Below are 21,901 nucleotides of genomic sequence, written 5' to 3' on the forward strand. Positions count from 1 at the left end.
GCACGCCATGACCATTCCCAACAACGTTGCCAACTTCAACGGCGCCAAGCCCGTCATCGACCCCGACGATGCCGTGATGCTGCTCATCGACCACCAGAGCGGCCTGTTCCAGACCGTGAAGGACATGCCGATGACCGAGCTGCGTTCCAACGTCACCACGCTGGCCAAGGTCGCGACGCTGGCGAAGATCCCGGTCATCACCACCGCCTCGGTGCCGCAAGGACCGAACGGCCCGCTGATTCCCGAAGTGCACAAGTACGCGCCGCATGCGCAGTACGTGGCGCGCAAGGGCGAGATCAACGCCTGGGACAACCCCGAGTTCGTGGCCGCCGTGAAGGCCACGGGGCGCGGCACGCTGATCATTGCCGGCACCATCACCAGCGTGTGCATGGCCTTCCCGAGCATCGCGGCGGTGCACGAGGGCTACCGCGTGTTCGCGGTGATCGACGCCTCGGGCACGTACTCGAAGATGGCGCAGGAGATCACGCTGGCGCGCGTGGTGCAGGCCGGCGTGGTGCCGATCGACACCGCGGGCGTGTGCTCCGAAGTGCAGAAGACCTGGCACCGCGACGACGCCGCGCAATGGGCCGAGGCCTACAGCGCCGTGTTCCCGCCCTACCAGCTGCTGATCGAGAGCTACATGAAGGCGCAGGAGGTCGTGACGAACAGCGAGCAGCTGGATTCGCAGCGCGCCTGATCTTCCGGGTGCGACACTGACGAAAGCCGCGCCGCACGCGAAACGTGCGGCGCGGCTTTCCTTCTTCTTTCAACGCACGGCAAGGAGCCCCGCATGGACAGTCCCCGCATCCTGATCATTCCCGGCAGCGCCCGCGACGGTTCGCTCAACCGCCGGCTGGCGGCCGTGGCCGCGGCCACCGCGCGCGCGGCGGGCCTGCAGGTGACGGAGATGGACCTGCGCGCGCTGGCGCTGCCCGTGTACGACGGCGACCTCGAGGCCGCCTCGGGCGTGCCGGCCGGCGCGCACGAACTGCGCAGCACCATCGCGGCGAACGACGGCGTGCTGATCGTCACGCCCGAGTACAACGGCTTTCCCACGCCGCTGGTCATCAACGCCTTCAGCTGGCTCTCGCGCATTCCGCCGGGCGACGGCCACGCGGGCGGCCTGGCCGCCACGGCCAACAAGCCGGCTGCGCTGCTGTCGGCCTCGCCCGGGCCGCTGGGCGCGCTGCGCTCGATGAACTTCCTGCGCCAGTACCTGCAGATGGCCTTCGCCATGCTGGTGGCGCCGCAGCAGTTCGCACTCGGGCGCGCGAACGAGGCCTTCGAGGCCGACGGCACGTTGAAGGACGCGCGCGCCGCGCAGTCGGTGCAGAAGGTGGTGGCGGCGCTGGCCGCGCTGGCGACCGCGCTGCCCACGCCACGCTGACCTGCCCAGGGCGGCGTTCGTGCTGTCGCGCGAACGACCGTCCCGATCCGCATCGCGACGTATCTTCGACCGCACATTGGAAGAAGGACGAGACGACATGCAATTCGAATTCACGCCCCGGGTGCTCGCGCTGCGCGCCGAGCTGCTCAAGTTCATGGACGAGCACGTCTACCCGAACGAGAAGCGCCGCGAGGAAGAGCTGGCCGCCAACGCCCGCGCCGGCCGCCCGTATGCCGAGCTGCCGATGATGGCCGGCCTGAAGGCCAAGGCGCGCGAGCGCGGCCTGTGGAACCTGTTCCTGCCCGAGTCGGAACACGGCCCGGGCCTGAGCAATGTCGAGTACGCGCCGCTGTGCGAGATCATGGGCCGGCGCTACTGGTGCGCCGAGATCTTCAACTGCTCCGCGCCCGACACCGGCAACATGGAAGTGCTGGCGCGCTACGGCACGAAGGCGCAGCAGGAACGCTGGCTCACGCCGCTGCTGGCCGGCGAGATCCGCTCGTCGTTCGCGATGACCGAGCCCGAGGTGGCCTCCAGCGACGCCACCAACATCCGCTGCAGCATTCGCCGCGAAGGTGACGAGTACGTCATCAACGGGCGCAAGTGGTACATCACCGGCGCCATGAACGAGCGCTGCGAGATCTTCGTGCTGATGGGCAAGACCGACCCCGACAACGCCGACCGCCACAAGCAGCAGTCGATGGTGCTCGTGCCCAAGAACACGCCCGGCATCACCATCGTGCGCGACATGCAGCTGCTGGGCATGTACGACCCGCCCTTCGGCCACCCCGAGATCGTGTTCGACAACGTGCGCGTGCCGGTCGAGAACATCCTGCTGGGCGAGGGCCGCGGCTTCGAGATCGCGCAAGGCCGCCTCGGCCCCGGACGCATCCACCACTGCATGCGCGCCATCGGCATGGCCGAGGCCGCGCTGGAGCTGATGTGCCAGCGCCTCGTGTCGCGCGTGGCCTTCCACAAGCCGCTGTCGGAACAGGGCGTGTGGCGCGAGCGCATTGCCGAGTCGCGTATGCTGATCGAGCAGTCGCGCTGGATGGTGCTCAACGCCGCCTACCGCATGGACACCGTGGGCAACAAGGTCGCGGCGAAAGAGATCGCGATGATCAAGGTGCTCACGCCGAACAACTGCGTGAAGGTGATCGACTGGGCCATGCAGGCCTTCGGCGCCATGGGCCTGAGCCAGGACACGCTGCTCACGCACTTCTACGCCTACGAACGCCACCTGCGCGTGGCCGACGGCCCCGACGAAGTGCACCGCAACGCGATCGCGAAGCAGGAGCTGGCGGCGTACCAGTAGCGGCAACGCCGCCGCGAGCGCGTCAGTCGACGCGTTTCGCGCGCTCCAGCATGGCATGCAGCAGCACGTTGCAGCCGGCCGTCAGGTGGTCGGGCTGCGCGTCCTCGATCTCGTTGTGGCTGATGCCGTCCTTGCAGGGCACGAAGATCATGCCGGCCGGTGCGAGCCGCGCGGCATAGATCGCGTCGTGGCCCGCGCCCGAGACCACATCCATGGTCGAGTAGCCAAGCCTTTCGGTCGCGCGGCGCACCGCGTCCACGCAATCGGGGTGAAACGGGCAGGGCGGAAAGTACGACACGCGCTCGATCGTCACGCCCAACCCGGTTTCGCGCCCCGTGCGATCGACGCAGGCGAGGATCTCGCCGTGCATGCGGTCGAGCAATTCGCCGCTCACGTTGCGCAGGTCGACCGAGAACTTCACCTCGCCCGGAATCACGTTGCGGCTGTTCGGGTGCACCTGCACCATGCCGACCGTGCCGCGCCCGTAGGGCGGGTAGCGCAGCCCGATGGCCACCACCTCCTGCATGATCCGCGTCGCCACCTGCAGCGCGTCGCGACGCAGGTGCATCGGCGTAGGGCCCGCATGCGCCTCCATGCCGGTGACGACGCAGTCGTACCACGAGAGGCCGAGCACCGCCGGCACCACGCCGATGACCTTGTCCGCATCTTCCAGCACAGGCCCCTGCTCGATGTGCGCTTCGAAGTAGGCCCCGATGGGGTGGTCGCCCGGCGCCTGGTCGCCGATGTAGCCGATGCGTTCCAGCTCCTCTTGCACCGTCTTGCCTTCGGTGTCCTTGGCCGCATAGGCGTGTTCCAGGCTGAAGGCGCCGCAGAACACGCCCGAGCCCATCATCACCGGCACGAAGCGCGAGCCTTCCTCGTTGGTCCAGAACGCGACTTCGATGGGCGCCTCGGTGCGAATGCCCTGGTCGTTCAGCGTGCGCACCACTTCCAGTGCCGACAGCACGCCGTAGTTGCCATCGAACTTGCCGCCGGTGGGCTGGGTGTCGATGTGGCTGCCCGACACGATGGGCGGCAGCGCGGGGTTGCGGCCTTCGCGGCGCATGAAGACGTTGCCGATCTTGTCGACCGTGATGCTCAGGCCCGCCGCCTTGCCCCACGACACCACGAGGTCGCGGCCCTGCTTGTCGAGGTCGGTCAGCGCCAGCCGCTTGACGCCGCCCTTGGGGGTGGCGCCGATGCGTGCCAGTTCCATCAGCGAGTTCCACAGACGCTCGCCGTTGATCGTCAGCACCTGCGTGTCCACTGCTGCATTCATGTATGACTCCTTGGGGGTTCAGCGCGCCACGGCCGTGGGCGCGTGCTGCTGCTTGAAACGTTCGAGCGCGGTGAACATCGGCGCGAAGGGCGGGCGCTTGAGGTAGCGGCCAGTGCCCGGCTCGGCGCGAAGGTCGCCGTCGCGCCAGACCCAGCGGCCGGCGCTCACCGTGTGCTTCGGCACGCCCGTCACTTCGCGGCCCTCGAAGATGTTGAAGTCGCTCTTCGAATGCTGCGTCTTCACCGACAGCGTCTTGGTCGCCTTCGGGTCCCACACCACGATGTCGGCGTCGGCACCGGCCTGGATCACGCCCTTGCGCGGGTACAGGTTGAACAGCTGCGCCGCGTTGGTCGAGGTGACGCGCACGAACTCCGAGGGCGTGAGGCGGCCCGCGTTGACGCCCGCATCCCACAGCACGGCCATGCGCTCTTCGACGCCACCGCAGCCGTTGGGAATCTTCGTGAAGTCGTCGCGGCCGGCCGCCTTCTGCTCGGCGCAGAAGGTGCAGTGGTCGGTGGCCGTGGTGTGCAGGTTGCCGCCCTGCAGGCCGCGCCACAGCATGGCCTGGTTCTCGCGCGAGCGGAAGGGCGGGCTCATCACGTGGGCGGCGGCGCGCGCGAAGTCGGGGTCGCGGTAGGCGCTCTCGTCGACCACGAGGTGGCCGGCCAGCACTTCGCCGTACACGCGCTGGCCGCGCGCGCGGGCACGGGTGATGGCCTCCAGCGCTTCGCCGCACGACACGTGCACCACGTAGATCGGCACGCCCAGCACGTCGGCGATGGCGATGGCGCGGTTGGCCGCCTCGGCCTCGACCATCGGCGGACGCGACAGTGGATGGCCTTCGGGGCCGCGAATGCCCTGTGCCAGCAGTTGCTGCTGCAGCATCGCGACCAGCTCGCCGTTTTCCGCGTGCACCGTCGGCATGGCGCCGAGTTCCAGCGAACGCTGGAAGCTCTTCACCAGGATCTCGTCGTCGGCCATGATCGCGTTCTTGTAGGCCATGAAGTGCTTGAAGCTGTTCACGCCGTGCTCGTGCACCAGCGTGCCCATGTCCTTGTGCACGCTGTCGTTCCACCAGGTCACGGCCACGTGAAAGCTGTAGTCGCCGGCGGACTTTTCGGCCCAGCCGCGCCACATGCGAAAGGCGTCCATCAGCGATTGCTGCGGGTCGGGAATCACGAAGTCGATGATGCTGGTGGTGCCGCCGGCCAGGCTCGCCGCCGTGCCGCTGAAGAAGTCGTCGGCCGCCACCGTGCCCATGAAGGGCAGCTGCATGTGGGTGTGCGGGTCGATGCCGCCGGGCATCACGTAGGCGCCGCCGGCATCGATCACCTCGGCGCCAGCCGGCACCTGCAGGTCGGTGCCGACCTGGAGGATCTTGTCCCCCTGGCAGAGCACGTCGGCACGGTGCTCGGCATCGGCGTTGACCACCGTGCCACCGCGAATGAGAACGGTCATGGCGTGGGTTCCTTTTCTTTCTTGCTTCAGCTGGGGTTCTTGAGGGGCGGGGCCAGGCCCTGAAGCTGCGGCGCGCGCGCCTTCATCAGCCCCATGTAGACGACGGCCGACAGCACCACGCCGACGAACCAGGCGTAGGTGTAGATCGTCTTGAAGAACTCGGGCATCGACGGCACGGCCGACGGAAAGGCGGCGTTGAGGAAGCCGGGGATGTTCGGCAGCACGCCGACGATGAAGGCGACGATGGCCGCCATGTTCCAGCCGTTGCCGTAGCTGTAGGCGCCGGTCTCGCGGTAGAGCGCATCGACGTCCAGCTCCTTGCGGCGAATCAGGTAGTAGTCGGCAATCAGGATGCCGGCCACCGGCCCGAGCAGCGCCGAGTAGCCGATGAGCCAGGTGAAGATGTAGCCCTGCGTGGTCTCCAGCACCTTCCACGGCATCATCACGATGGCGATGCCGGCCGTGATGTAGCCGCCCGTGCGGTACGAGATCTTCTTCGGGTTGAGGGCAGAGAAGTCGTAGGCCGGGCCCACCAGGTTGGCCGCCAGGTTCACGCTCACCGTGTCGATCAGCAGGATGATGAGCGCAATGAGCACCGCGGCGCCGGTCATGCGGCTGGCCAGGTCCACCGGGTCCCACAGCGCCTTGCCGTAGATGACGACGGTGGCCGAGGTGACCATCACGGCCATCATCGCGAGCAGGCCCATCGGCGCGGGCAGGCCGATCACCTGGCCCACCACCTGGTCGCGCTGCGAGCGCGAGAAGCGCGTGAAGTCGGGAATGTTCAGCGCCAGCGTGGCCCAGAAGCCCACCATGGCCGTGAGCGAAGGCCAGAACACGGCCCAGAACATGCCGGCCTTCTTGCCGCCGGCCTCGAACTGCGACGGCTGGTCGAAGATCGGGCCCAGGCCGCCCGCGCGCTGCACGGCCCAGTAGAGCAGGGCGACGCACACGATGATCTTCAGCGGCGCGGTGTAGGTTTCGAGCCGGCGGATCGACTCGATGCCGTGCACCACGAAGTACAGCTGAATGGCCCAGAAGATCAGGAAGCACACGAGCTGCGCGCCGTTGATGCCGAGCATCGGCAGCTTGTCACCGCCCAGCGGCTGGCCCATGAGCACGCCGACCAGCGTGTAGATCATCTGGCCGCCGAACCAGGTCTGGATGCCGTACCAGCCGCAGGCCACGATGGCGCGCAGCAGGGCAGGCAGCCGCGCTCCGCGCGTGCCGAACGAGGCACGCGCCATCACCGCGTAGGGAATGCCGTACTTTGCGCCGGCGTGGCCGATGAGCAGCATCGGCACCAGCACGATGGCGTTGCCCAGGAACACGGTCAGCACCGCCTGCCCCCACGACATGCCGCCTTCGATCAGGCTGGCCGCCAGCATGTAGGCGGGGATGCACATCACCATGCCCACCCAGAGCGCGGCGAAGTGGTACCAGCGCCACGTTCGCTGTGCCAGCGTGGTGGGCGCCAGGTCCTCGTTCCAGAGGTTTGCGGCGGGTGCGCCGCTGTGCTGTGGGGTCGTCATGTGGGTTGTCTCCTGCACGTGTGTCGTGTTTTTTGCCGTGTTGTCGTTCCCCTCCTGCCGCCGCCCGGTCTGCGCCGGGCTTCGTCATTCATGCATGCGCTCAGGCAGGGCTGCCGGTGCGCATCGGGTTGTTGGGGTGCGTGGTCCAGTTGGCGTAGTGGCCGACCACCGGGTGGCCGGTGCGCGCGTCCGTCTCGCCGGCCTTCAGCGTGCGCATCGACAGCGCGCCGGGCACCGGGCAGATCGACACGCACAGGTTGCAGCCGACGCACTCTTCTTCCTTCACCTCGAAGAAGCGCATGCCGTCCTTGGTGGCGCTGATGGCCTGGTGCGAGGTGTCTTCGCACACCACGTGACAGCGGCCGCACTGGATGCACAGGTCCTGGTGGATCACGGCCTTGTCGACGTGGTTCAGGTTGAGCTGCTGCCAGTCGGTGATGCTGCCGACCGCACGGCCGCGCAGCTGTTCCAGGTTGGCGTAGCCCTTCTGGTCCATGAAGTTGGAGAGGCCGTCGCACAGGTCCTGCACGATCTTGAAGCCGTAGACCATGGCGGCGGTGCACACCTGCACCGAGCCGCTGCCCAGCGCGATGAACTCGGCCGCATCGCGCCAGGTCGAGACACCGCCGATGCCCGAGATCGGCAGGCCGGCGGTCTGCGGGTCGCGCGCGATCTCGGCCACCATGTGCAGCGCGATCGGCTTGGCGCCGGGGCCGCAGTAGCCGCCGTGCGAGCCCTTGCCGTCGGTGTGCGGAAACATCGCCATCGCGTCCAGGTCCACGCCCATGATCGAGTTGATGGTGTTGATGAGGCTCACCGCATCGGCGCCGCCTTTCTTGGCGGCGCGCGCGGCGGGCCGGATGTCGGCCACGTTGGGCGTGAGTTTCACGATCACCGGCAGCTTCGAGTAGTGCTTGCACCACTCGGCCACCATCTGGATGTACTCGGGCACCTGGCCCACGGCCGCGCCCATGCCGCGCTCGCTCATGCCGTGCGGGCAGCCGAAGTTCAGCTCGATGCCGTCGCAGCCCGTGTCTTCGACCATGGGCAGGATGTTCTTCCAGGCCTCTTCGGTGCACGGCACCATGATCGAGGCCACCAGCGCACGGTCGGGCCAGTTGCGCTTGACGCGCGTCATCTCTTCCAGGTTGGTGCGCAGCGGCCGGTCGGAGATCAGCTCGATGTTGTTGAAGCCCGTCACGCGGCGGTCGGCTGCGTACGACACGGCATAGCGCGGGCCGTGCACGTTGACCACGTTCGGGTCTTCGCCCACAGTCTTCCAGACCACGCCGCCCCAGCCGGCCTCGAAGGCGCGGACCACGTTGATCTCCTTGTCGGTCGGCGGTGCCGAGGCCAGCCAGAAAGGGTTGGGGCTGCGGATGCCCACGAAGTCGGTGCTCAGGTCTGCCATGTGAATTGCTCCTGTCGCGGCAAGGCGCGCACGGATGGAATGAGGGGAGAGGAACGTCTGTGCGGTCGCTTCACGCGGCGCGCAGGTGGCGGTCGATGGACAGCGCGGCCTGCTTGCCGTCTTCCACCGCTTCGACCGTGAGGTCGCGCCCGCCGAAGCGCGCGTCGCCGCCGGCCCAGACCTTCGGGCGCGAGCTGCGGCACTCGGCATCGGTGCTGATGCGCCCGCCCTGCAGCTGCACGCCGCTGTCTTCCAGCGCCGTCGCGACAAAGCTCTGGCCGATGGCGCACAGCACCATGTCGGCCTGCAGTGCGAGCGCTTCGCCGGTCTCGACCAGCTTGCCGTCGACCAGCGCGGTGCGCGCGAAGTCGATGCCGCGCAGCACGCCGCCCTTGGCGCGCAGGGCCTTGGGCGCGGCCCAGTGGATGATGCGCACGCCGTTCTCCTTGGCCCAGCTCTGCTCGTCGACCGAGGCGCCCATGGCCTCGGCGCCGCGCCGGTAGACGATGCTCACGTCTTCCGCGCCGAGCTTGCGCGACTGCACGGCCGCATCCACGGCGGTCATGCCGCCGCCGATCACCACCACGTGGCGGCCGATGGCCACGTCGGCCGGCGAGGCGGCCTGGCGCAGTTCGGCGATGAAGTCCACCGCATCGCGCACGCCGGTCTGTTCGCCCAGACCCAGCGTGTTCACGCCCGCCAGGCCCAGGCCGAGGAACACCGCGTCGTATTCGCTGGCGAGTGCATCGAGGTGCAGCTCGCGGCCCAGCGCCTGGTTGTTGCGCACCTCGATGCCGCCCACCGACAGCAGCCACTCGATCTCGCGTTGGGCGAAGTCGTTCACTGTCTTGTAGCTGGCCAGTCCGTATTCGTTCAGGCCGCCGAGCTTGGGGCGCGCATCGAACAGCGTCACCTGGTGGCCCAGCACCGCGAGGCGGTGCGCGCAGGCCAGGCCGGCCGGGCCCGCGCCGACGACGGCCACGCGCTTGCCGGTGTCGGCGGCGCGCACGAACAGCGGTGCGCCGGGCGCGTCGAAGAAGGCATCGGTCGCGTGGCGCTGCAGCAGGCCAATCTCGACCGGCTTGCTCTCGTTGCTGTTGCGCACGCAGGCCTGCTCGCACAGCACCTCGGTCGGGCACACGCGGGCGCACATGCCGCCCAGCGGGTTCTCTTCGAGGATGGTGCGCGCGGCGCCGCGCAGGTTGCCGTCGGCGATGCGGCGGATGAAGGTCGGGATGTCGATGCCCGTGGGGCAGGCCGTCTGGCAGGGCGCGTCGAAGCAGTAGTAGCAACGCTCGGCTTCGATGTTGGCCTGCACCACGTTCAGCGGTGGGTGGGCGTCGCAGAAGTTCTTGGCGTACTGCGCGGGGTCGAGACGGCCGGCGCGCACATCGGAGGCAATGTGCGCGCTGGGCGCGACGGGATTCATCGTGCTGCTCATGGGCTTTCAAGCTCCAGGTCGTGGTGGGGTAACCGTGTGCGACATGAGAGATCGAGCCCTCATGAAGTTTGACCAAGTGGTCGAATGTCGCGATGATTCAGCAAACGAGGGGTGCCGCCCATACACAGTTGGCGCGGCGCACGAGAAAGTGTTTGCCGCTGCCGACCATGCTGTTTGGTGCACTGCCCAGCACAGTTCCCAAGGGCAAACCCTGTCCAGGCGGGCCCCATGTGTGTCGAAGGAGACCCGGTGATGCAGAGTTCAAGCAACGCATCGGCGCTGCGCCAGCCGGCGCAGGCCGGTGCCGGTTGGATGCAGGGCCTGATGGGCGACATGGACGAAGCCGCGCCCGGCCTCGGGCTGGCGCAGCGCCTCGTGGTGGGGGTCGAGTTGCGCGTCATCGACGGGCGCCTGGCGCCCGGCACCAAGATGCCTTCGGTGCGCGCGCTGGCCGGCAAGCTGGGCATCAGCACCTTCACCGTCACCGAGTCGTACAGCGCCTTGCGCGCGCGCTCGGTGCTGGCCTCGCGGCCGGGCAGCGGCTACTACGTGCTGCACCGTCCGGCGCCCGCGCCGGACGTTGCGGCAGCGCCCACGGCCGAGGCGCATGCGGACCCCGACAGGCCGCCACCGGCCGAGTACCGTGGCGACGAACTGGTGCGCGAGGCCATGCGCCGCGTGGCCCGGGCGACCCCCGAATGGGACGACGGCGCCCGGCCCGGGCTCGGGCTGGCGCGGCTGCGCGAACGCATCGCCGCACGCCATCGCACCGAGCTGCCCGCACTCGGTGCCCAGCAGGTGATGACCGCCGCCGGCAGCCTCGGCGCCGCGATGTGCCTGTTGCAGGCGTGGACCGCGCCCGGCGATGCGGTGCTGATCGAGTCGCCCGCGTCGCGCCAGCTGCGCCGGCTGATCCACACGCTGGGCCGGCGCACGCTGGAAGTGCCGCGGCGCGGCGGCTGCCTCGACATCGCCGCACTCGACGAGCAGGCCGCCTTGCTGCCCGTGGAGGGCCGGCGCCGGCTGCTGTTCGTGTCGACGGCCGTGTCCAATCCGCTGGGCGTGTGCATGACGCCGCAGGGCGCGCACCAGGCGCTGCAGGCCGCCGAGCGGCACGACCTGCGCGTCATCGAACTGGACGCCTGGCGCGGGCTCTCGCCGCTGCAGGCGCCCAGCCTGGCGGCCATGGACGGCCTGCAGCGCGTGGCCCAGGTCGGCAGCGTCTCGGCGACGCTCTCGGCCCGCCTGCGGCTCGCGCATGTGCTGCTGCCGCAACGCTGGACCGACGACCCCACGCTGCGCTGCCTGCACACCACGCTCGGGCCGAGCGAGTTCGAAGAACGCGTGGCCTGCGAAGTGCTGGCCGATGCCGGCCACGCGCGCTTCCTGCAGCGGCTCAACACGTCCTTGAAGATCGCTGGCGAGCGCACCCTGTCGCTGCTGACCGGCGCGGGCCTGCAGGCACTGTGCGTGCCCGATGGCGGGCCGTTTCTCTGCGCCGGCTGGCCGGTCGGCAGCGAGCCGCGGCCGTCGAGCGATGCGGTGCTGCAGGAGGCCCGCAAGCAGGGCCTGCCGCTCACCGCCGCCGCCGACTTCTGCACCACGCCGCAGCCCTTCGCGTGGTTCCGGTTCAACGTCACGCAGTGTGGCGACGAGCGGCTGGTGCGCTTCCTGGCGCGGATCAGGCACCCATGAGCATGGCGCCACGTCCCCCCGCGGTGAAGCGCCAGGCGCGCCGCCAGAACCTCGAGAGCGCCATCCTCGCCGTCGCACAGGAGCGCTTTGCGCTGCACGGCTATGGCGGCGTGTCAGTCGATGACATCGCGGCCGATGCGGGCGTGTCCAAGCAGAGCCTGCTGTATTACTTCCCCTCGAAGAAGGCGCTGTACCGGCGCGTCTTCAACGACGTGCTCGATTCGTGGCTGTCGAACCTGAACAGCCTCGCCGATGCGGACCTCGATCCGCACGCGGCGCTGGAGCGCTACGTCACGCAGAAGCTCAAGTTTTCCTACGACCACCCTTCGGGCTCGCGCCTGTTCGCGCAGGAAATCATTTCGCAGGCCCCGCAGTGCGCCGACGACATCCAGGCCAAGCTGGTGCCCGCCTTTCGCGCCGAGGCGGCCGTGCTGCAACGCTGGATGGCGGGCGGCGACATCGACCCGCTGCCGGTGCCGCACCTGCTCTTCACGCTCTGGGCCATGACCCAGACCTACGCCGACTTCGCCTGGCAGATGCGGATGCTGCTCGGCAAGCAGGCGCTGGAGCCGGAAGACTTCGACCAGGCGCGCGAGACGATCATGCGGATGCTGGAAGGGGCGCTGGGCCTGTCGCGGCCCGCGACGTCGGCGGTGGTGGCGAGCCCGCCGTGGAACGGCTGAGCGCCGCTTCCACCAACGGCCAGGGCGTTCAATGCGCCGCGTCGGCCGGCGCTTCCCACGCGAAGCCGACGCCGTACACCGAGCGGATCCAGTCGTGCGCGGGCGTCACCGCGCCGAGCTTGCGGCGCAGGTTCTTCACGTGGCTGTCGATGGCGCGCTCGGTCACGTCCACCGTGTCGTCGTAGGCCAGCTCCAGCAGACGGGCGCGCGAGAAGATGCGGCCCGGGTGCCGTGACAGCACCTGCAGCAGCCCGAACTCGCGGCGCGTGAGGTTCAGCGGCGTGCCGTCGAGCGAGGCGCGCCAGTGCACGTCGTCGAGCACGAGGCCCGGGGCATCGCCCGGTGCCGCCACGGCCACGGCCGGCGCGGTGCGGCGCAGCACGGCGCGCACGCGCGCCACCAGCTCGCGCGGCGAGAAGGGCTTGCACACGTAGTCGTCGGCGCCCAGCTCCAGGCCGAGCAGGCGGTCGACCTCCTCGATGCGCGCGGTGAGCATGATGATCGGGTGCGCCGTGTGCTCGCGCGCGCGGCGCAGCACCTCGATGCCATCGAGGCGCGGCAGCATGATGTCGAGCAGCGTGAGGTCGGGCGGCGCGGCGACGATGCGTTCGAGCGCGCTCTGCCCGTCGGCGAAATGCTCGGTGTCGTAGCCGGCGTGGCGCAGGTAGTCTTGCACCACGGAGGCGATGTCGAGTTCGTCTTCGACGATCACGATGCGTGTCATGCGGAAGCCGCCAGCGGAAGGGTGATCGTCATGCGCAGGCCGCCCAGTGGCGAGGGCGCTGCCTCGATGCTGCCGCCGTGCGCCTCGATGGTCGCGCGGCAGATCGACAGGCCCAGGCCGGAGCCGCCCAGCGCGCGGCTGCGCGAGGTCTCGCCGCGGAACAGGCGGTCGAAGAGGCGCGGAATCTCTTCCTCGGGCACGCCCGGTGCGCTGTCGTCGAACACCAGCGTGAGGCAATGGCCGGTCCATGCGCCTTCGACGCTCACGCCGATGCGCAGCTGGCCGCCGGCGTCGGTGTAGGCCAGCGTGTTCTCCAGCAGGTTCATGAAGACCTGGTGCAGCCGGTGCGCGTCGCCATCGATCACCGGCTGGGCCGAGGCGGCGATGCGGTCGAGGGCGTCGCGGTCGAGCGCGATGCCGCGCTGCGCGAAGCGGTCGCGCGTGTGGTCGAGCGCCTCCTTCAGCAGCGACAGCGGGTACACCGGCGCCTTCAGCAGGTCGCTCTGGGGCTCGCGCATGCTGCTGCGCAGGTCGTCGACCAGCTGGCCGAGGCGGATCACCTGCCGGTGCATGCGCAGCGCGGTGCGTTCGTCGAAGCTGCGCACGCCGTCCTGCAGCGCCTCGATCTCCGCGCGCATGGCGGCCAGCGGCGTGCGCAGTTCGTGCGCCGCATCGGCCAGCCAGGCGCGGCGCGAGGCCTCGGCCGTGTCCAGGCGCTGCGCCATGTCGTTGAAGGTCTTGCCCAGCAGCGCAAGCTCGTCCGAGCCGTGGACCGCCACGCGCGTCGAGAGCCGCCCGCGCGCCACATCTTGTGCGGCCTGCGTGAGCGCGTCGATCGGCTGGAACCAGCGGCGCGCCAATAGCCACGACAGCACGAGCGCAAAGGCCAGGCCGCACAGCCCGGTGAGCGCGATCACGCCGGACTGCCGCGCGAGAAAGGCGCGGTCGGCCTCGCTCTCCAGGCCCTGCATCGGCGCGAGTGCGAGGTAGCCGACGACGGTGCGCCCGTGGCGGATCGGTCGGCGCGCGGCGTTCTCCGGGTCGATGGTCGCGCCGACCACGAGCGCGCCGTGCGCGTCGAGCACGGCGAGGCGGCGGAAGATCGAGTCGGGCGGGCCGGCCAGGCCGGGAAAGAAGCCCGGGGGCGGCATCAGGAAGCGGCGGGGCAGCAGGTCGAGCTGCGGCGGCGTGGGTGGGGGCGAGGCGGTGGGCGAGATGCCGGAGGAGGACTCTGCCTGCGGCGTGCCGTCACCGGGCGTGCCAGGCATGCGGCGCTCGTACCAGGGCGGCAGCCGCCGGTCGTCGGGCGTGGCGGCGCCGTCGATCACCATCGCCGACTGGCCCAGCTGCAGGCGGTGCCAGGCGTCGTCGTTGTCGCGCAGTTTCTTCCAGTCGCCGTTGGCGGTGTAGTGCTTCAGCAGGAGCTGCGAGAGCCAGTCCATGCGGCGGATCTCGATCTCGGCCACGTAGGCGCCCAGGCCCCGCTGCAGCGCGACGATCGAGAAGCCCACGAAGCTCAGCAGCAGCACGATCAGCAGGGCGGCCAGGGCCAGGAAGATCTTGCGGGAGAGGGTCAGGCGCGGCATGGGCTCGGCGGCGGGGGCATGGCCGCATTCTGCGGCATGCGTTTCGGGGGCGGGGATGGCATGGGCAAGCCGCCGATCATGGCGCCCGATTGGGGAGGAATCTGGGAGACGCGTCCTTGCGTGCCTCTCCCACATTTCTCCCGATTCGGATCGCACGATGCCCGGCATGACATCGGACACGCACCGCGCCTCTCCCCCTTTCGCCTTCCGCGCACTGGCCGCCGCCGCGCTCGCCTGGGCCTCGCCGGGGCATGCCGCGCCGCCCTCCACGCCCCCGGGCGACGCCGACACCGACCTGCTGCTGTTCCTGCTGGCCGCGTTGTTCTGGGTCGTCGCGCATGCGTGGACGCTGCTCGTGGTCTGGGCCGAGGCGCGGGCCTCGGGCGTGCGAGCGCCTGCCAGGAAGGAGGCTGCCCATGGCCGGTGAAGCGATCGGGCGCCGGGGCCTGCTGGCCGTGATCGGCGCGGCGGGCCTGGCCGCATCCGCCCCCGAGGCTGCAGCAGCGCAGAAGCTCCCGCTGACCGCCCAGACCACCGAGGGCCCGTACTACCTGGACCTCGCGAACTTCCGCACCGACCTGACCGACGGCCGCGAGGGCGTGCCGCTCGACGTGCGCCTGCGCGTGCTTGATGCCGCCGGGCGGCCGCTGCGCGGCCTGCGCACCGACCTTTGGCACTGCGACGCGCAGGGCAACTACTCGGGCTTCGGCGGGCAGGGCGACGACCGCGCGCGCGGCTTCGAAGGCCAGGCCTTCCTGCGCGGCAGCCAGCGCACCGACCGCGACGGCCAGGCCGTGTTCGCCACGCTCTACCCGGGCTGGTACGCGGGGCGCACCACGCACATCCACGTCAAGGTGCACCACCGCGAGCGCGCCGTGCTCACGACGCAGTTCTTCCTGCCCGATGCGCTCAGCGAGTTCCTCTACACGCAGGTCTCCAGCTACCAGCGCGCGCGGTTGCGCGACACGCTCAACAGCGCCGACGGCATCGCGCTGCGGGCCGGCGACACGGTGCTGGGCGCGGTGCGCGAGGAGGGCCGGCGCTACGTCGCGCTGCTCACGCTGGTGGTCGATCCCGCCGCGCGCCCGGTGTCCGAGCGCCCGCCGCCGCCCGGCAAGGGGCCCATGCCAGCGGGCGGCTTGCGGCCGATGCGGCCGCGCACGCTCGAAGGCATCGCCCGCATCCGCGCGCTGGTGCCGCCGCGCACCGAAGGCTGATCGGTGCTGCGCATGCCGCTCCCGTTCGTTGCGCCAGCCGATGGGCGCGCCACGTTGCGCGCACTGGCCCACACCTGCGCGGGCGGCCTGGCCTTGTGCAGCCTGGCGCTGGGCATCAGCGTCGCGGCACGCGGCGCCTGCATGGAGGCGCGGCAGGCGGCAGTGCGCAATGCCAGCCTGTCGACGCTGGCGCCGATCATGCAAAGGCGCAGTGAAAGCCGCACATCGCGCGGCCACGGCCCGTGCAAGGCCGGGCCCGCCCTCAGCCCGGCCGCTGCGCGAAGCTGAACCCCACGCCGTAGACCGAGCGAATCCAGCCGTGCGAAGGCGACACGGCCGCGAGCTTGCGCCGCAGGTTCTTGATGTGCCCGTCGACCGCGCGCTCGTTCACGTCGAGCGCCTCGGGAAAGGCCGCTTCGAGCAGCCTGGCGCGCGTGAACACACGCCCCGGTTCGCGCGACAGCGCGCGCAGCAACAGCAGCTCGCGGCGCGTGAGCGCCAGGGCCCGCCCCTCCAGCCAGGCATGGCCCAGCGCGCTGTCGAAGGCCACGGCCGGCGAGGCCATGCCCACGTTCGGGGCGGGCGGCGCGCGCCGGCGCAGCACCGTGTGCACGCGCGCCACCACCTCGCGCGGCGAGAAGGGCTTGCAGACATAGTCGTCGGCGCCCAGGTCGAAGCCGCGCAGCCGGTCGGCCTCGTGCACACGCGCCGTCAGCACGATGATCGGGTGGTCGCTGCGTGCGCGCACCTGCGCGATCACCTGCAGCCCGTCGATGCGCGGCAGCACCACGTCGAGCAGCGTGAGCGCCGGTGGCGCGTGCAGGATGCGATCGAGCGCGGCGGCGCCATCGCCCAGCTGCTCCACCTCGTGGCCCGCGCGTTGCAGCGGGCCCAGCAGCAGCGACGCGATGTCGCGTCCGTCTTCCACCAGCAGGATGCGGCTCATGGCGCGTGCGGGCCGGTTCAGAAGGACGTGCCGATCTGGAACTGGAAGCGCTGCGTGCGGTCGGCCGCGATGCCGTTGGCCGTGTCCTCCTTCTGGTAGACGATCGGCACCGCGTACGCTAGGCGCAGCGGCCCCAGCGGCGAGATCCAGCTGATGCCCAGGCCGGCCGACGCGCGCAGGCGGTTCTGCGCCTTCCATTGCGCGTCGGTCATGCTGGCCGTGCGTTCGGCGAACACATTGCCCGCATCGAAGAAGGTGTAAAGCCGCAGCGACTTGTCGTTGCCCGCGCCGGGGAAGGGCGTGGTCAGCTCCATGTTGAAGATCGCCTTGCGCGTGCCGCCCAGCGAACCGCCGGTGACCGCGTCGGTCGGGCCCAGCGAGTTCTGCTCGAAGCCGCGGATCGAGCCCAGCCCGCCCGCATAGAAGTTCTTGAAGATCGGGAAGCTGCTGCCGCCCAGCGCCTTCGCATAGCCGAGCTGGCCGTTGAAGGCCAGCGTGTACTGCCTGGACAGCGGCACGTACTGCTGGTACTGGTAGTTGGTCTTCAGGTAGCGCAGCGCGCTGCCCACGCCCAGCTCGAGGTTGGCGCTTTGCAGGCGCCCGCGCGTGGGCACCAGCGCGCTGTCGCGGTCGTCGCGCGACCAGCCCACGGTGGCCGGGATGCCCACCACGTTCCTGCCCGCGCACACCACGCTCGGCGCGGTGCCGGTGCACTGGAAGTAGTCGAGGTAGGCCTGCGGCGTGGCCGTGTAGACATACGAGCCGTTGACCAGCGTGTACGAACCGTTGGTGCCCGGCGTGAACGAGTAACGCTCCACGCCGATGCCCAGGTACACCGTGTCCAGCTCGTTCACCGGCAGCCCGAAGCGCACCGAGCCGCCGTCGCTCGCCAGCTTGTAGTTGCCGTCGGCCTCGTAGTAGGGCCGCGTGGTGGTGTGGAACAGGTTGAAGGTGCGCGAGATGCCGTCCTTCGTGAAGTACGGGTCGGTGGCCGTGAGCGACACCGAGCGGTTGTACGAGCTGGTGTTGACCTGCAGCCCCAGGTAGTTGCCCGAGCCGAACACGTTCTCCTGCGTGATGCCGAAGCTCAGCGAGATCTTGTCGGTCGACGAGTAGCCCGCGCCCAGCTGCAGTGAGCCCGTGGGCTTCTCGGCCACGGTGACGTTCAGGTCGACCTGGTCGTTGCTGCCCGGCACTTCGGTGGTCTCGACGTTCACGTCGGTGAAGAAGCCCAGCCGGTCGACGCGGTCGCGCGACAGCTTGATCTTCGTGCCGTCGTACCAGGCGCCTTCGTACTGGCGGAACTCGCGCCGGATCACCTCGTCGCGCGTGCGCGCATTGCCACCGATGTTCAGCCGCCGCACATAGGCGCGCCGCCCCGGCTCGGCGTTCAGCACCATCACCACGCGGCGCCGGGCGCGGTCGATCTCGGGCTCGGCCTTCACACGCGCGAAGGCGTAGCCGAAGGTGCCGAAGTGGTCGGCGAAGGCCTTGGTGGTGGCCGCCACGTCCTCGCCGTTGTAGGGCGCGCCGGGGCGCACGGTGACGAGCGACTTGAACTCGTCCTCGCGCCCCAGGTAGTTGCCCGCCAGCTTCACGCCGGCCACCGCGAACTTCTCGCCCTCGCTGATGTTCACCGTGAGCTCCAGCGTCTGCCGGTCGGGCGAGATCGCGACCTGCGTCGACTCGATGCGGAACTCGAGGTAGCCGCGCGTCAGGTAGAACGAACGCAGCGTTTCCAGGTCGGCGTCGAACTTGGCGCGCGCGTACTGGTTCGACTTCGTGTACCAGGCCAGCCAGCCGCCGCTGTCCTGGTCGAACAGGTCGAGCAGCGTGCGTTCGTCGAAAGCCTGCTGGCCCACCACGCGCACCCGCGTGATGCGCGCCGGCTCGCCCTCCGTCACGCTGAACGTGAGGTTGACGCGGTTGCGCTCCAGCGGCGTGACCGTGGTGACCACCTGCGCGTTGTAGAGGCTGCGGCCGATGTACTGGCGCTTGAGCTCCTGCTCCGCGCGGTCGGTCAGCGCCTTGTCGTACGGCCGCCCTTCGGCCAGCCCGATGTCGCGCAGCGCCTTCTGCAGCGCCGCCTTGTCGAACTCCTTGGTGCCCGCGAAGTCGACATCGGCCACGGTGGGGCGCTCCTCGACGATGACCACGAGCACCTGGCCGTTCACGTCGATGCGGACGTCCTTGAAGAGCCCCAGTTCGAACAGCGCGCGGATCGCCGCACTGCCGCGGTCGTCGCTGTACGTGTCGCCGGCCTTCAGGCCGAGGGTTGCGAACACCGTGCCCGCTTCGACGCGCTGCAGGCCTTCGAGGCGGATGTCCTGCACGGTGAACGGGTCGGCGGCCTGTGCCGGGCAGGCCGCCATCGCGAGGCACAGCGCGGCAAGGGCCGCGAGAGACTTGGGAGGAATCGTCATCACCGCATGGTCTTCACCAATGTCGGAGGAATGTGGGACGCCCTCCCGCGCGCAGGGCCGGTTGGTGAGCAGTCGTTACTGCAACCCCATCGCGTTCACCGCCGGCCACGCCACCGCGGGCCGTTCGATGCGTTCGCGGCAGTTCTGCGCATGCGTCTCCAGCGACAGATCGCCCTGGATCTCCAGCAGCCGCTGCACCGTCCGATCGACCGCCTGTGCGTCCAGCAGCGGGTACGTGCGCGCCGTGCGCCCGTTGTTGCGCACCAGGCGTGCGATGTACGGCAGGTCCTGCTGCGTGATCACCGCAGCCGGCATCACGCCCTCCAGCTCCACGCCTTCGCACGGCAGCAGCACGAAGTACTGCAGCCGCAGGTCGTCCGGCAGCAGGCTGCGCAACTGCGTCGTCTTGCGCCCGCCTTGCCAGGCCGGGTCCTTCACCTCACGTGCTCGCGTGCAGCCATGCAGCCGCAGAAACCAGCGCGGCGGCGCCTCGTCGGATTTCTTGCGGTAGACGAACGCATTGCGCCAAGCCTTGATCTCGAACAGGTAGACGCCCGTCTCGCACACGATCACCGCATCGATGCGCGCCGTGGGCACCGCGTAACCGGAGGGCATCGGAATGATGAGGTTGCGAAGAATGCGCAGATGCGAAAACGCCGGACTGAACGCGGTGGCGAGCTGCTGCACCCCGAGCGACGCGGCGACCGCGCTTTGCGGCAGAACAATGGTCATGTCGAACTCCTTCGGAGCCCCGAGCATTGCCGGCCTTTTAGGAGACTTCTGGTAAACAAGGCAGAGCCCGTCTGCCTTCACAGGCCGAGCGAAGCGATGGCCCGCCCGGTATCCAAAGCCCTTCTGTATGCGCTGAGGAGCGCAGCGTTTCGCGGATCAGGGCTCGCCCTTGTTTGAGCGAAGCGAGTTTGGGCGAGACCCCGCGAAACGTGAGCACCGCAGGTTGCCCGCAGCGAAGCGGAGGGACGCAGACAGCAGGGTCGCCTTTTCTTTGCTTACTTTCTTTTGGCGAAGCAAAAGAAAGTGAGTCGCCCGCCGGGGCGAGACCCGGCCTCGGGAAACAAAACGATCAGCCTTCGATTTTCCCGAGCCGAGATTCACGAAGCCGGCTCGGCGCCAAGGCCCCGGCAGATTCAAGAATCGGATAAGCAATCGAACAGATATGCGAATTGATCCGCTTCAAATCACTGATCAGATCAATGTGCAGAGAACTCGTCTCGATGCTCAAAGTAGTCCGATCCGACAACCGATCCAGATGGGTAGTGGCGTAGGCCCGCTCCAGATCCCGAAACCGCGCCTTCTCTTCAAGCAGCTTCTGCGCGTCACGAACATTGCCGTTCAAGAACACACTCATGCTCAACCGCAGATTCGCAATCAACCGCTCATGCAGCTCCACAATCTCCGCCATCCCCGCCGCTGAAAAGTTGCGCTGCGGCTTGATCTTCTTGTCCTCGATATCAATGATCACCCGCTCGATGATGTCCCCGATCTGCTCCATGTTGATCGTGAAGCTGATGATGTCCGTCCAGCGCCGGCTTTCCTCTTCGCCCAGCGCCTCGCGCGAGATGCGCGTCATGTAGTACTTGATCGCCGAGTACAGCTCGTCCACCGTGTCATCGAGTTGCCGCAGCTCCTGCGCCAGCCGCAGGTCGTTGTTGCGGATCACATCGAGCGTGCCGATCAGCATCGTCTCCACGATGTCCGCCTGGTGCAGCGCCTCGCGCGCCGCGTTAGAAATAGCGAGAGAAGGCGTCGACAGCGCCGAAGGATCGAGGTGGTGCGGCCGGCTCGTGCCCACGGGCTGCGGCGGCACGGGCAGCATGCGCGTCACCAGCTTGGCGACCCACTGCGTGAGACCGATGAAGCCGACGCTGATCACGATGTTGAACGCCAGGTGGAACAGCACCACGCCGTGCGTCTGGTTCGGCAGCTGCGGCTGCACGTAGCGCACCCACAGCCCCACGAACGGTGTGACCAGCGCCACGCCCAGCGCCTTGAACAGCAGGTTGCCCACCGTCACCTGCCGCACCGACACGGCCGAGCGCGCGGTGGTCAGCACGGCCAGCAGGCCGCTGCCCAGGTTGGCGCCGAGCACCAGGCCCAGCGCCACGTCGAGCGGCACCACGTTCGAGCTCGCCATGGCCGCCACCAGCAGCACCACCGCCAGGCTCGAGTACGCCACGATGGCAAGCGCGGCACCGAGGGTGATCTCCAGCAGCACATCGCTGGTGATGGACGCCAGCAGCGCCCGCACGGCCGGCGACGAGAACAGCGGCTCGGTGGCCGCCACCACCAGCTGCAGCGCCAGCAGCATCAGCCCCAGCCCGATCAGCACCCGCCCCACGCGCCCCGCCACGGTGGCCGAGCGCGTGATGAACAGCACCACGCCCACGAAGATGAACATCGGCGAGAGCCACGAGAGGTCGGCCGAGAACAGCACCGAGATCAGCGCCGTGCCCACGTCGGCGCCCCGCATCACCGCCAGCGCGGCCGGCAGCGTGACCAGGCCCTGCCCCACGAAGGAGGAGGTCATGAGCGAGGTGGCCGTGCTCGACTGCACGAGCGCCGTGACGCCGATGCCCGAGAGCGCGGCCGTGAAGCGGTTGCGCATGCTCTGCACGAGGATCTTGCGCAGGTTGGCGCCGAAGACGCGCAGCACGCCGGTGCGCACGAGGTGCGTGCCCCACACCAGCAGGGCGACGGCCGCAAGCAGATTCAGAAGGTGCTTCATGGAAGGCGGGGTCTGACCTTTCTCTTGTTTTCGTTTTGATTCGTTTCAGCCCCATTTTCCA

Annotated in this window: 19 protein-coding genes; 8 read left to right on the plus strand and 11 right to left on the minus strand. The window is 69.2% G+C overall.

Annotated elements, in window-relative coordinates; all coding sequences use genetic code 11:
- The first annotated feature begins 7 nt into the window (after positions 1-7).
- From AC07Q9_RS28405 to AC07Q9_RS28415, 3 genes are all read left to right on the plus strand, one after another.
- Entirely contained in the window at positions 8-697 is a 690-nt protein-coding gene (locus AC07Q9_RS28405) for an isochorismatase family protein (protein ID WP_492681788.1), read from the plus strand.
- Positions 698-790: 93 nt separating this feature from the next.
- A complete protein-coding gene (locus tag AC07Q9_RS28410; protein WP_492681786.1) occupies positions 791-1,387 on the plus strand; it encodes an NADPH-dependent FMN reductase in 597 nt (198 codons plus the stop codon).
- Between the two features lie 97 nt (positions 1,388-1,484).
- A complete protein-coding gene (locus tag AC07Q9_RS28415) occupies positions 1,485-2,702 on the plus strand; it encodes an acyl-CoA dehydrogenase family protein (protein WP_492681784.1) in 1,218 nt (405 codons plus the stop codon).
- 22 nt (positions 2,703-2,724) lie between these two features.
- Here the strand turns inward: AC07Q9_RS28415 and AC07Q9_RS28420 are convergent, their stop codons facing one another.
- The 5 genes from AC07Q9_RS28420 to AC07Q9_RS28440 form a co-directional block, all read right to left on the minus strand.
- On the minus strand, positions 2,725-3,981 hold the full coding sequence (locus tag AC07Q9_RS28420; protein ID WP_495312596.1) for a Zn-dependent hydrolase: 1,257 nt from the start codon (positions 3,979-3,981) through the stop codon (positions 2,725-2,727).
- An 18-nt stretch (positions 3,982-3,999) separates the two neighbouring features.
- Positions 4,000-5,439, minus strand: a complete 1,440-nt coding sequence (gene hydA / locus AC07Q9_RS28425; RefSeq protein WP_495312597.1) for a dihydropyrimidinase — start codon at positions 5,437-5,439, stop codon at positions 4,000-4,002.
- Between the two features lie 26 nt (positions 5,440-5,465).
- On the minus strand, positions 5,466-6,971 hold the full coding sequence (locus AC07Q9_RS28430) for an NCS1 family nucleobase:cation symporter-1 (protein WP_495312598.1): 1,506 nt from the start codon (positions 6,969-6,971) through the stop codon (positions 5,466-5,468).
- Between the two features lie 100 nt (positions 6,972-7,071).
- Complete coding sequence (gene preA / locus AC07Q9_RS28435) at positions 7,072-8,382, minus strand: NAD-dependent dihydropyrimidine dehydrogenase subunit PreA (protein ID WP_495312599.1); 1,311 nt, start codon at positions 8,380-8,382, stop codon at positions 7,072-7,074.
- A gap of 70 nt (positions 8,383-8,452) precedes the next feature.
- Positions 8,453-9,823: an NAD(P)-dependent oxidoreductase gene (locus AC07Q9_RS28440; protein WP_495312600.1), complete on the minus strand. Its 1,371-nt coding sequence runs from the start codon at positions 9,821-9,823 to the stop codon at positions 8,453-8,455.
- Positions 9,824-10,075: 252 nt separating this feature from the next.
- On the opposite strand from AC07Q9_RS28440, the gene AC07Q9_RS28445 reads away from it, so the two are divergent.
- Both AC07Q9_RS28445 and AC07Q9_RS28450 read left to right on the plus strand, forming a co-directional pair.
- On the plus strand, positions 10,076-11,518 hold the full coding sequence (locus tag AC07Q9_RS28445) for an aminotransferase-like domain-containing protein (RefSeq protein WP_495312601.1): 1,443 nt from the start codon (positions 10,076-10,078) through the stop codon (positions 11,516-11,518).
- Between the two features lie 2 nt (positions 11,519-11,520).
- The gene (locus AC07Q9_RS28450; protein ID WP_489057824.1) at positions 11,521-12,201 is read left to right on the plus strand and encodes a TetR family transcriptional regulator C-terminal domain-containing protein; all 681 of its coding nucleotides are present in this window, start codon (positions 11,521-11,523) and stop codon (positions 12,199-12,201) included.
- A gap of 28 nt (positions 12,202-12,229) precedes the next feature.
- On the opposite strand, the gene AC07Q9_RS28455 is transcribed toward AC07Q9_RS28450, so the two are convergent.
- Both AC07Q9_RS28455 and AC07Q9_RS28460 read right to left on the minus strand, forming a co-directional pair.
- Positions 12,230-12,925, minus strand: coding sequence for a response regulator (locus AC07Q9_RS28455; protein ID WP_495312602.1), 696 nt, complete (start codon positions 12,923-12,925; stop codon positions 12,230-12,232).
- Positions 12,922-14,511 (minus strand): ATP-binding protein, encoded by a 1,590-nt coding sequence (locus tag AC07Q9_RS28460; protein ID WP_495312603.1) that lies wholly within the window; start codon positions 14,509-14,511, stop codon positions 12,922-12,924. The genes AC07Q9_RS28455 and AC07Q9_RS28460 overlap by 4 nt, the downstream gene beginning before the upstream one ends.
- 166 nt (positions 14,512-14,677) lie before the next feature.
- Between AC07Q9_RS28460 and AC07Q9_RS28465 the strand changes: the two genes are divergently transcribed.
- The 3 genes from AC07Q9_RS28465 to AC07Q9_RS28475 are packed head-to-tail and all read left to right on the plus strand — an operon-like array spanning position 14,678 to position 16,016.
- Entirely contained in the window at positions 14,678-14,938 is a 261-nt protein-coding gene (locus AC07Q9_RS28465; RefSeq protein WP_495312604.1) for a hypothetical protein, read from the plus strand.
- Positions 14,928-15,728, plus strand: a complete 801-nt coding sequence (locus tag AC07Q9_RS28470) for a dioxygenase family protein (RefSeq protein ID WP_495312605.1) — start codon at positions 14,928-14,930, stop codon at positions 15,726-15,728. Before AC07Q9_RS28465 ends, AC07Q9_RS28470 begins: the two co-directional genes overlap by 11 nt.
- A 12-nt stretch (positions 15,729-15,740) precedes the next feature.
- On the plus strand, positions 15,741-16,016 hold the full coding sequence (locus tag AC07Q9_RS28475) for a hypothetical protein (RefSeq protein WP_495312606.1): 276 nt from the start codon (positions 15,741-15,743) through the stop codon (positions 16,014-16,016).
- On the opposite strand, the gene AC07Q9_RS28480 is transcribed toward AC07Q9_RS28475, so the two are convergent.
- The 4 genes from AC07Q9_RS28480 to AC07Q9_RS28495 all read right to left on the minus strand — a co-directional run bounded on the left by AC07Q9_RS28480 (position 15,991) and on the right by AC07Q9_RS28495 (position 21,840).
- Positions 15,991-16,674 (minus strand): response regulator, encoded by a 684-nt coding sequence (locus tag AC07Q9_RS28480; protein WP_495312607.1) that lies wholly within the window; start codon positions 16,672-16,674, stop codon positions 15,991-15,993. The genes AC07Q9_RS28475 and AC07Q9_RS28480 overlap by 26 nt on opposite strands.
- 17 nt (positions 16,675-16,691) lie before the next feature.
- Positions 16,692-19,097 carry an outer membrane protein assembly factor BamA gene (bamA, locus tag AC07Q9_RS28485; protein WP_495312608.1) on the minus strand — a complete coding sequence of 802 codons (2,406 nt, stop codon included), beginning with the start codon at positions 19,095-19,097 and terminating at the stop codon, positions 16,692-16,694.
- 75 nt (positions 19,098-19,172) lie between these two features.
- Positions 19,173-19,829 carry a nuclease-related domain-containing protein gene (locus AC07Q9_RS28490; protein ID WP_495312609.1) on the minus strand — a complete coding sequence of 219 codons (657 nt, stop codon included), beginning with the start codon at positions 19,827-19,829 and terminating at the stop codon, positions 19,173-19,175.
- A 349-nt stretch (positions 19,830-20,178) separates the two neighbouring features.
- The gene (locus AC07Q9_RS28495) at positions 20,179-21,840 is read right to left on the minus strand and encodes a Na/Pi cotransporter family protein (RefSeq protein ID WP_489057835.1); all 1,662 of its coding nucleotides are present in this window, start codon (positions 21,838-21,840) and stop codon (positions 20,179-20,181) included.
- Between the last annotated feature and the right edge of the window lie 61 nt (positions 21,841-21,901).

The organism is Variovorax sp. GW821-FHT09A10 (assembly GCF_059418385.1).

Coding starts and splice junctions, on each gene's coding strand:
- AC07Q9_RS28405 (WP_492681788.1), top strand. CDS start 8: ATGACCATTCCCAACAACGTTGCCAACTTCAACGGCGCCAAGCCCGTC.
- AC07Q9_RS28410 (WP_492681786.1), top strand. CDS start 791: ATGGACAGTCCCCGCATCCTGATCATTCCCGGCAGCGCCCGCGACGGT.
- AC07Q9_RS28415 (WP_492681784.1), top strand. CDS start 1,485: ATGCAATTCGAATTCACGCCCCGGGTGCTCGCGCTGCGCGCCGAGCTG.
- AC07Q9_RS28420 (WP_495312596.1), bottom strand. CDS start 3,981: ATGAATGCAGCAGTGGACACGCAGGTGCTGACGATCAACGGCGAGCGT.
- hydA (WP_495312597.1), bottom strand. CDS start 5,439: ATGACCGTTCTCATTCGCGGTGGCACGGTGGTCAACGCCGATGCCGAG.
- AC07Q9_RS28430 (WP_495312598.1), bottom strand. CDS start 6,971: ATGACGACCCCACAGCACAGCGGCGCACCCGCCGCAAACCTCTGGAAC.
- preA (WP_495312599.1), bottom strand. CDS start 8,382: ATGGCAGACCTGAGCACCGACTTCGTGGGCATCCGCAGCCCCAACCCT.
- AC07Q9_RS28440 (WP_495312600.1), bottom strand. CDS start 9,823: ATGAGCAGCACGATGAATCCCGTCGCGCCCAGCGCGCACATTGCCTCC.
- AC07Q9_RS28445 (WP_495312601.1), top strand. CDS start 10,076: ATGCAGAGTTCAAGCAACGCATCGGCGCTGCGCCAGCCGGCGCAGGCC.
- AC07Q9_RS28450 (WP_489057824.1), top strand. CDS start 11,521: ATGGCGCCACGTCCCCCCGCGGTGAAGCGCCAGGCGCGCCGCCAGAAC.
- AC07Q9_RS28455 (WP_495312602.1), bottom strand. CDS start 12,925: ATGACACGCATCGTGATCGTCGAAGACGAACTCGACATCGCCTCCGTG.
- AC07Q9_RS28460 (WP_495312603.1), bottom strand. CDS start 14,511: ATGCCGCGCCTGACCCTCTCCCGCAAGATCTTCCTGGCCCTGGCCGCC.
- AC07Q9_RS28465 (WP_495312604.1), top strand. CDS start 14,678: ATGACATCGGACACGCACCGCGCCTCTCCCCCTTTCGCCTTCCGCGCA.
- AC07Q9_RS28470 (WP_495312605.1), top strand. CDS start 14,928: ATGGCCGGTGAAGCGATCGGGCGCCGGGGCCTGCTGGCCGTGATCGGC.
- AC07Q9_RS28475 (WP_495312606.1), top strand. CDS start 15,741: ATGCCGCTCCCGTTCGTTGCGCCAGCCGATGGGCGCGCCACGTTGCGC.
- AC07Q9_RS28480 (WP_495312607.1), bottom strand. CDS start 16,674: ATGAGCCGCATCCTGCTGGTGGAAGACGGACGCGACATCGCGTCGCTG.
- bamA (WP_495312608.1), bottom strand. CDS start 19,097: ATGACGATTCCTCCCAAGTCTCTCGCGGCCCTTGCCGCGCTGTGCCTC.
- AC07Q9_RS28490 (WP_495312609.1), bottom strand. CDS start 19,829: ATGACCATTGTTCTGCCGCAAAGCGCGGTCGCCGCGTCGCTCGGGGTG.
- AC07Q9_RS28495 (WP_489057835.1), bottom strand. CDS start 21,840: ATGAAGCACCTTCTGAATCTGCTTGCGGCCGTCGCCCTGCTGGTGTGG.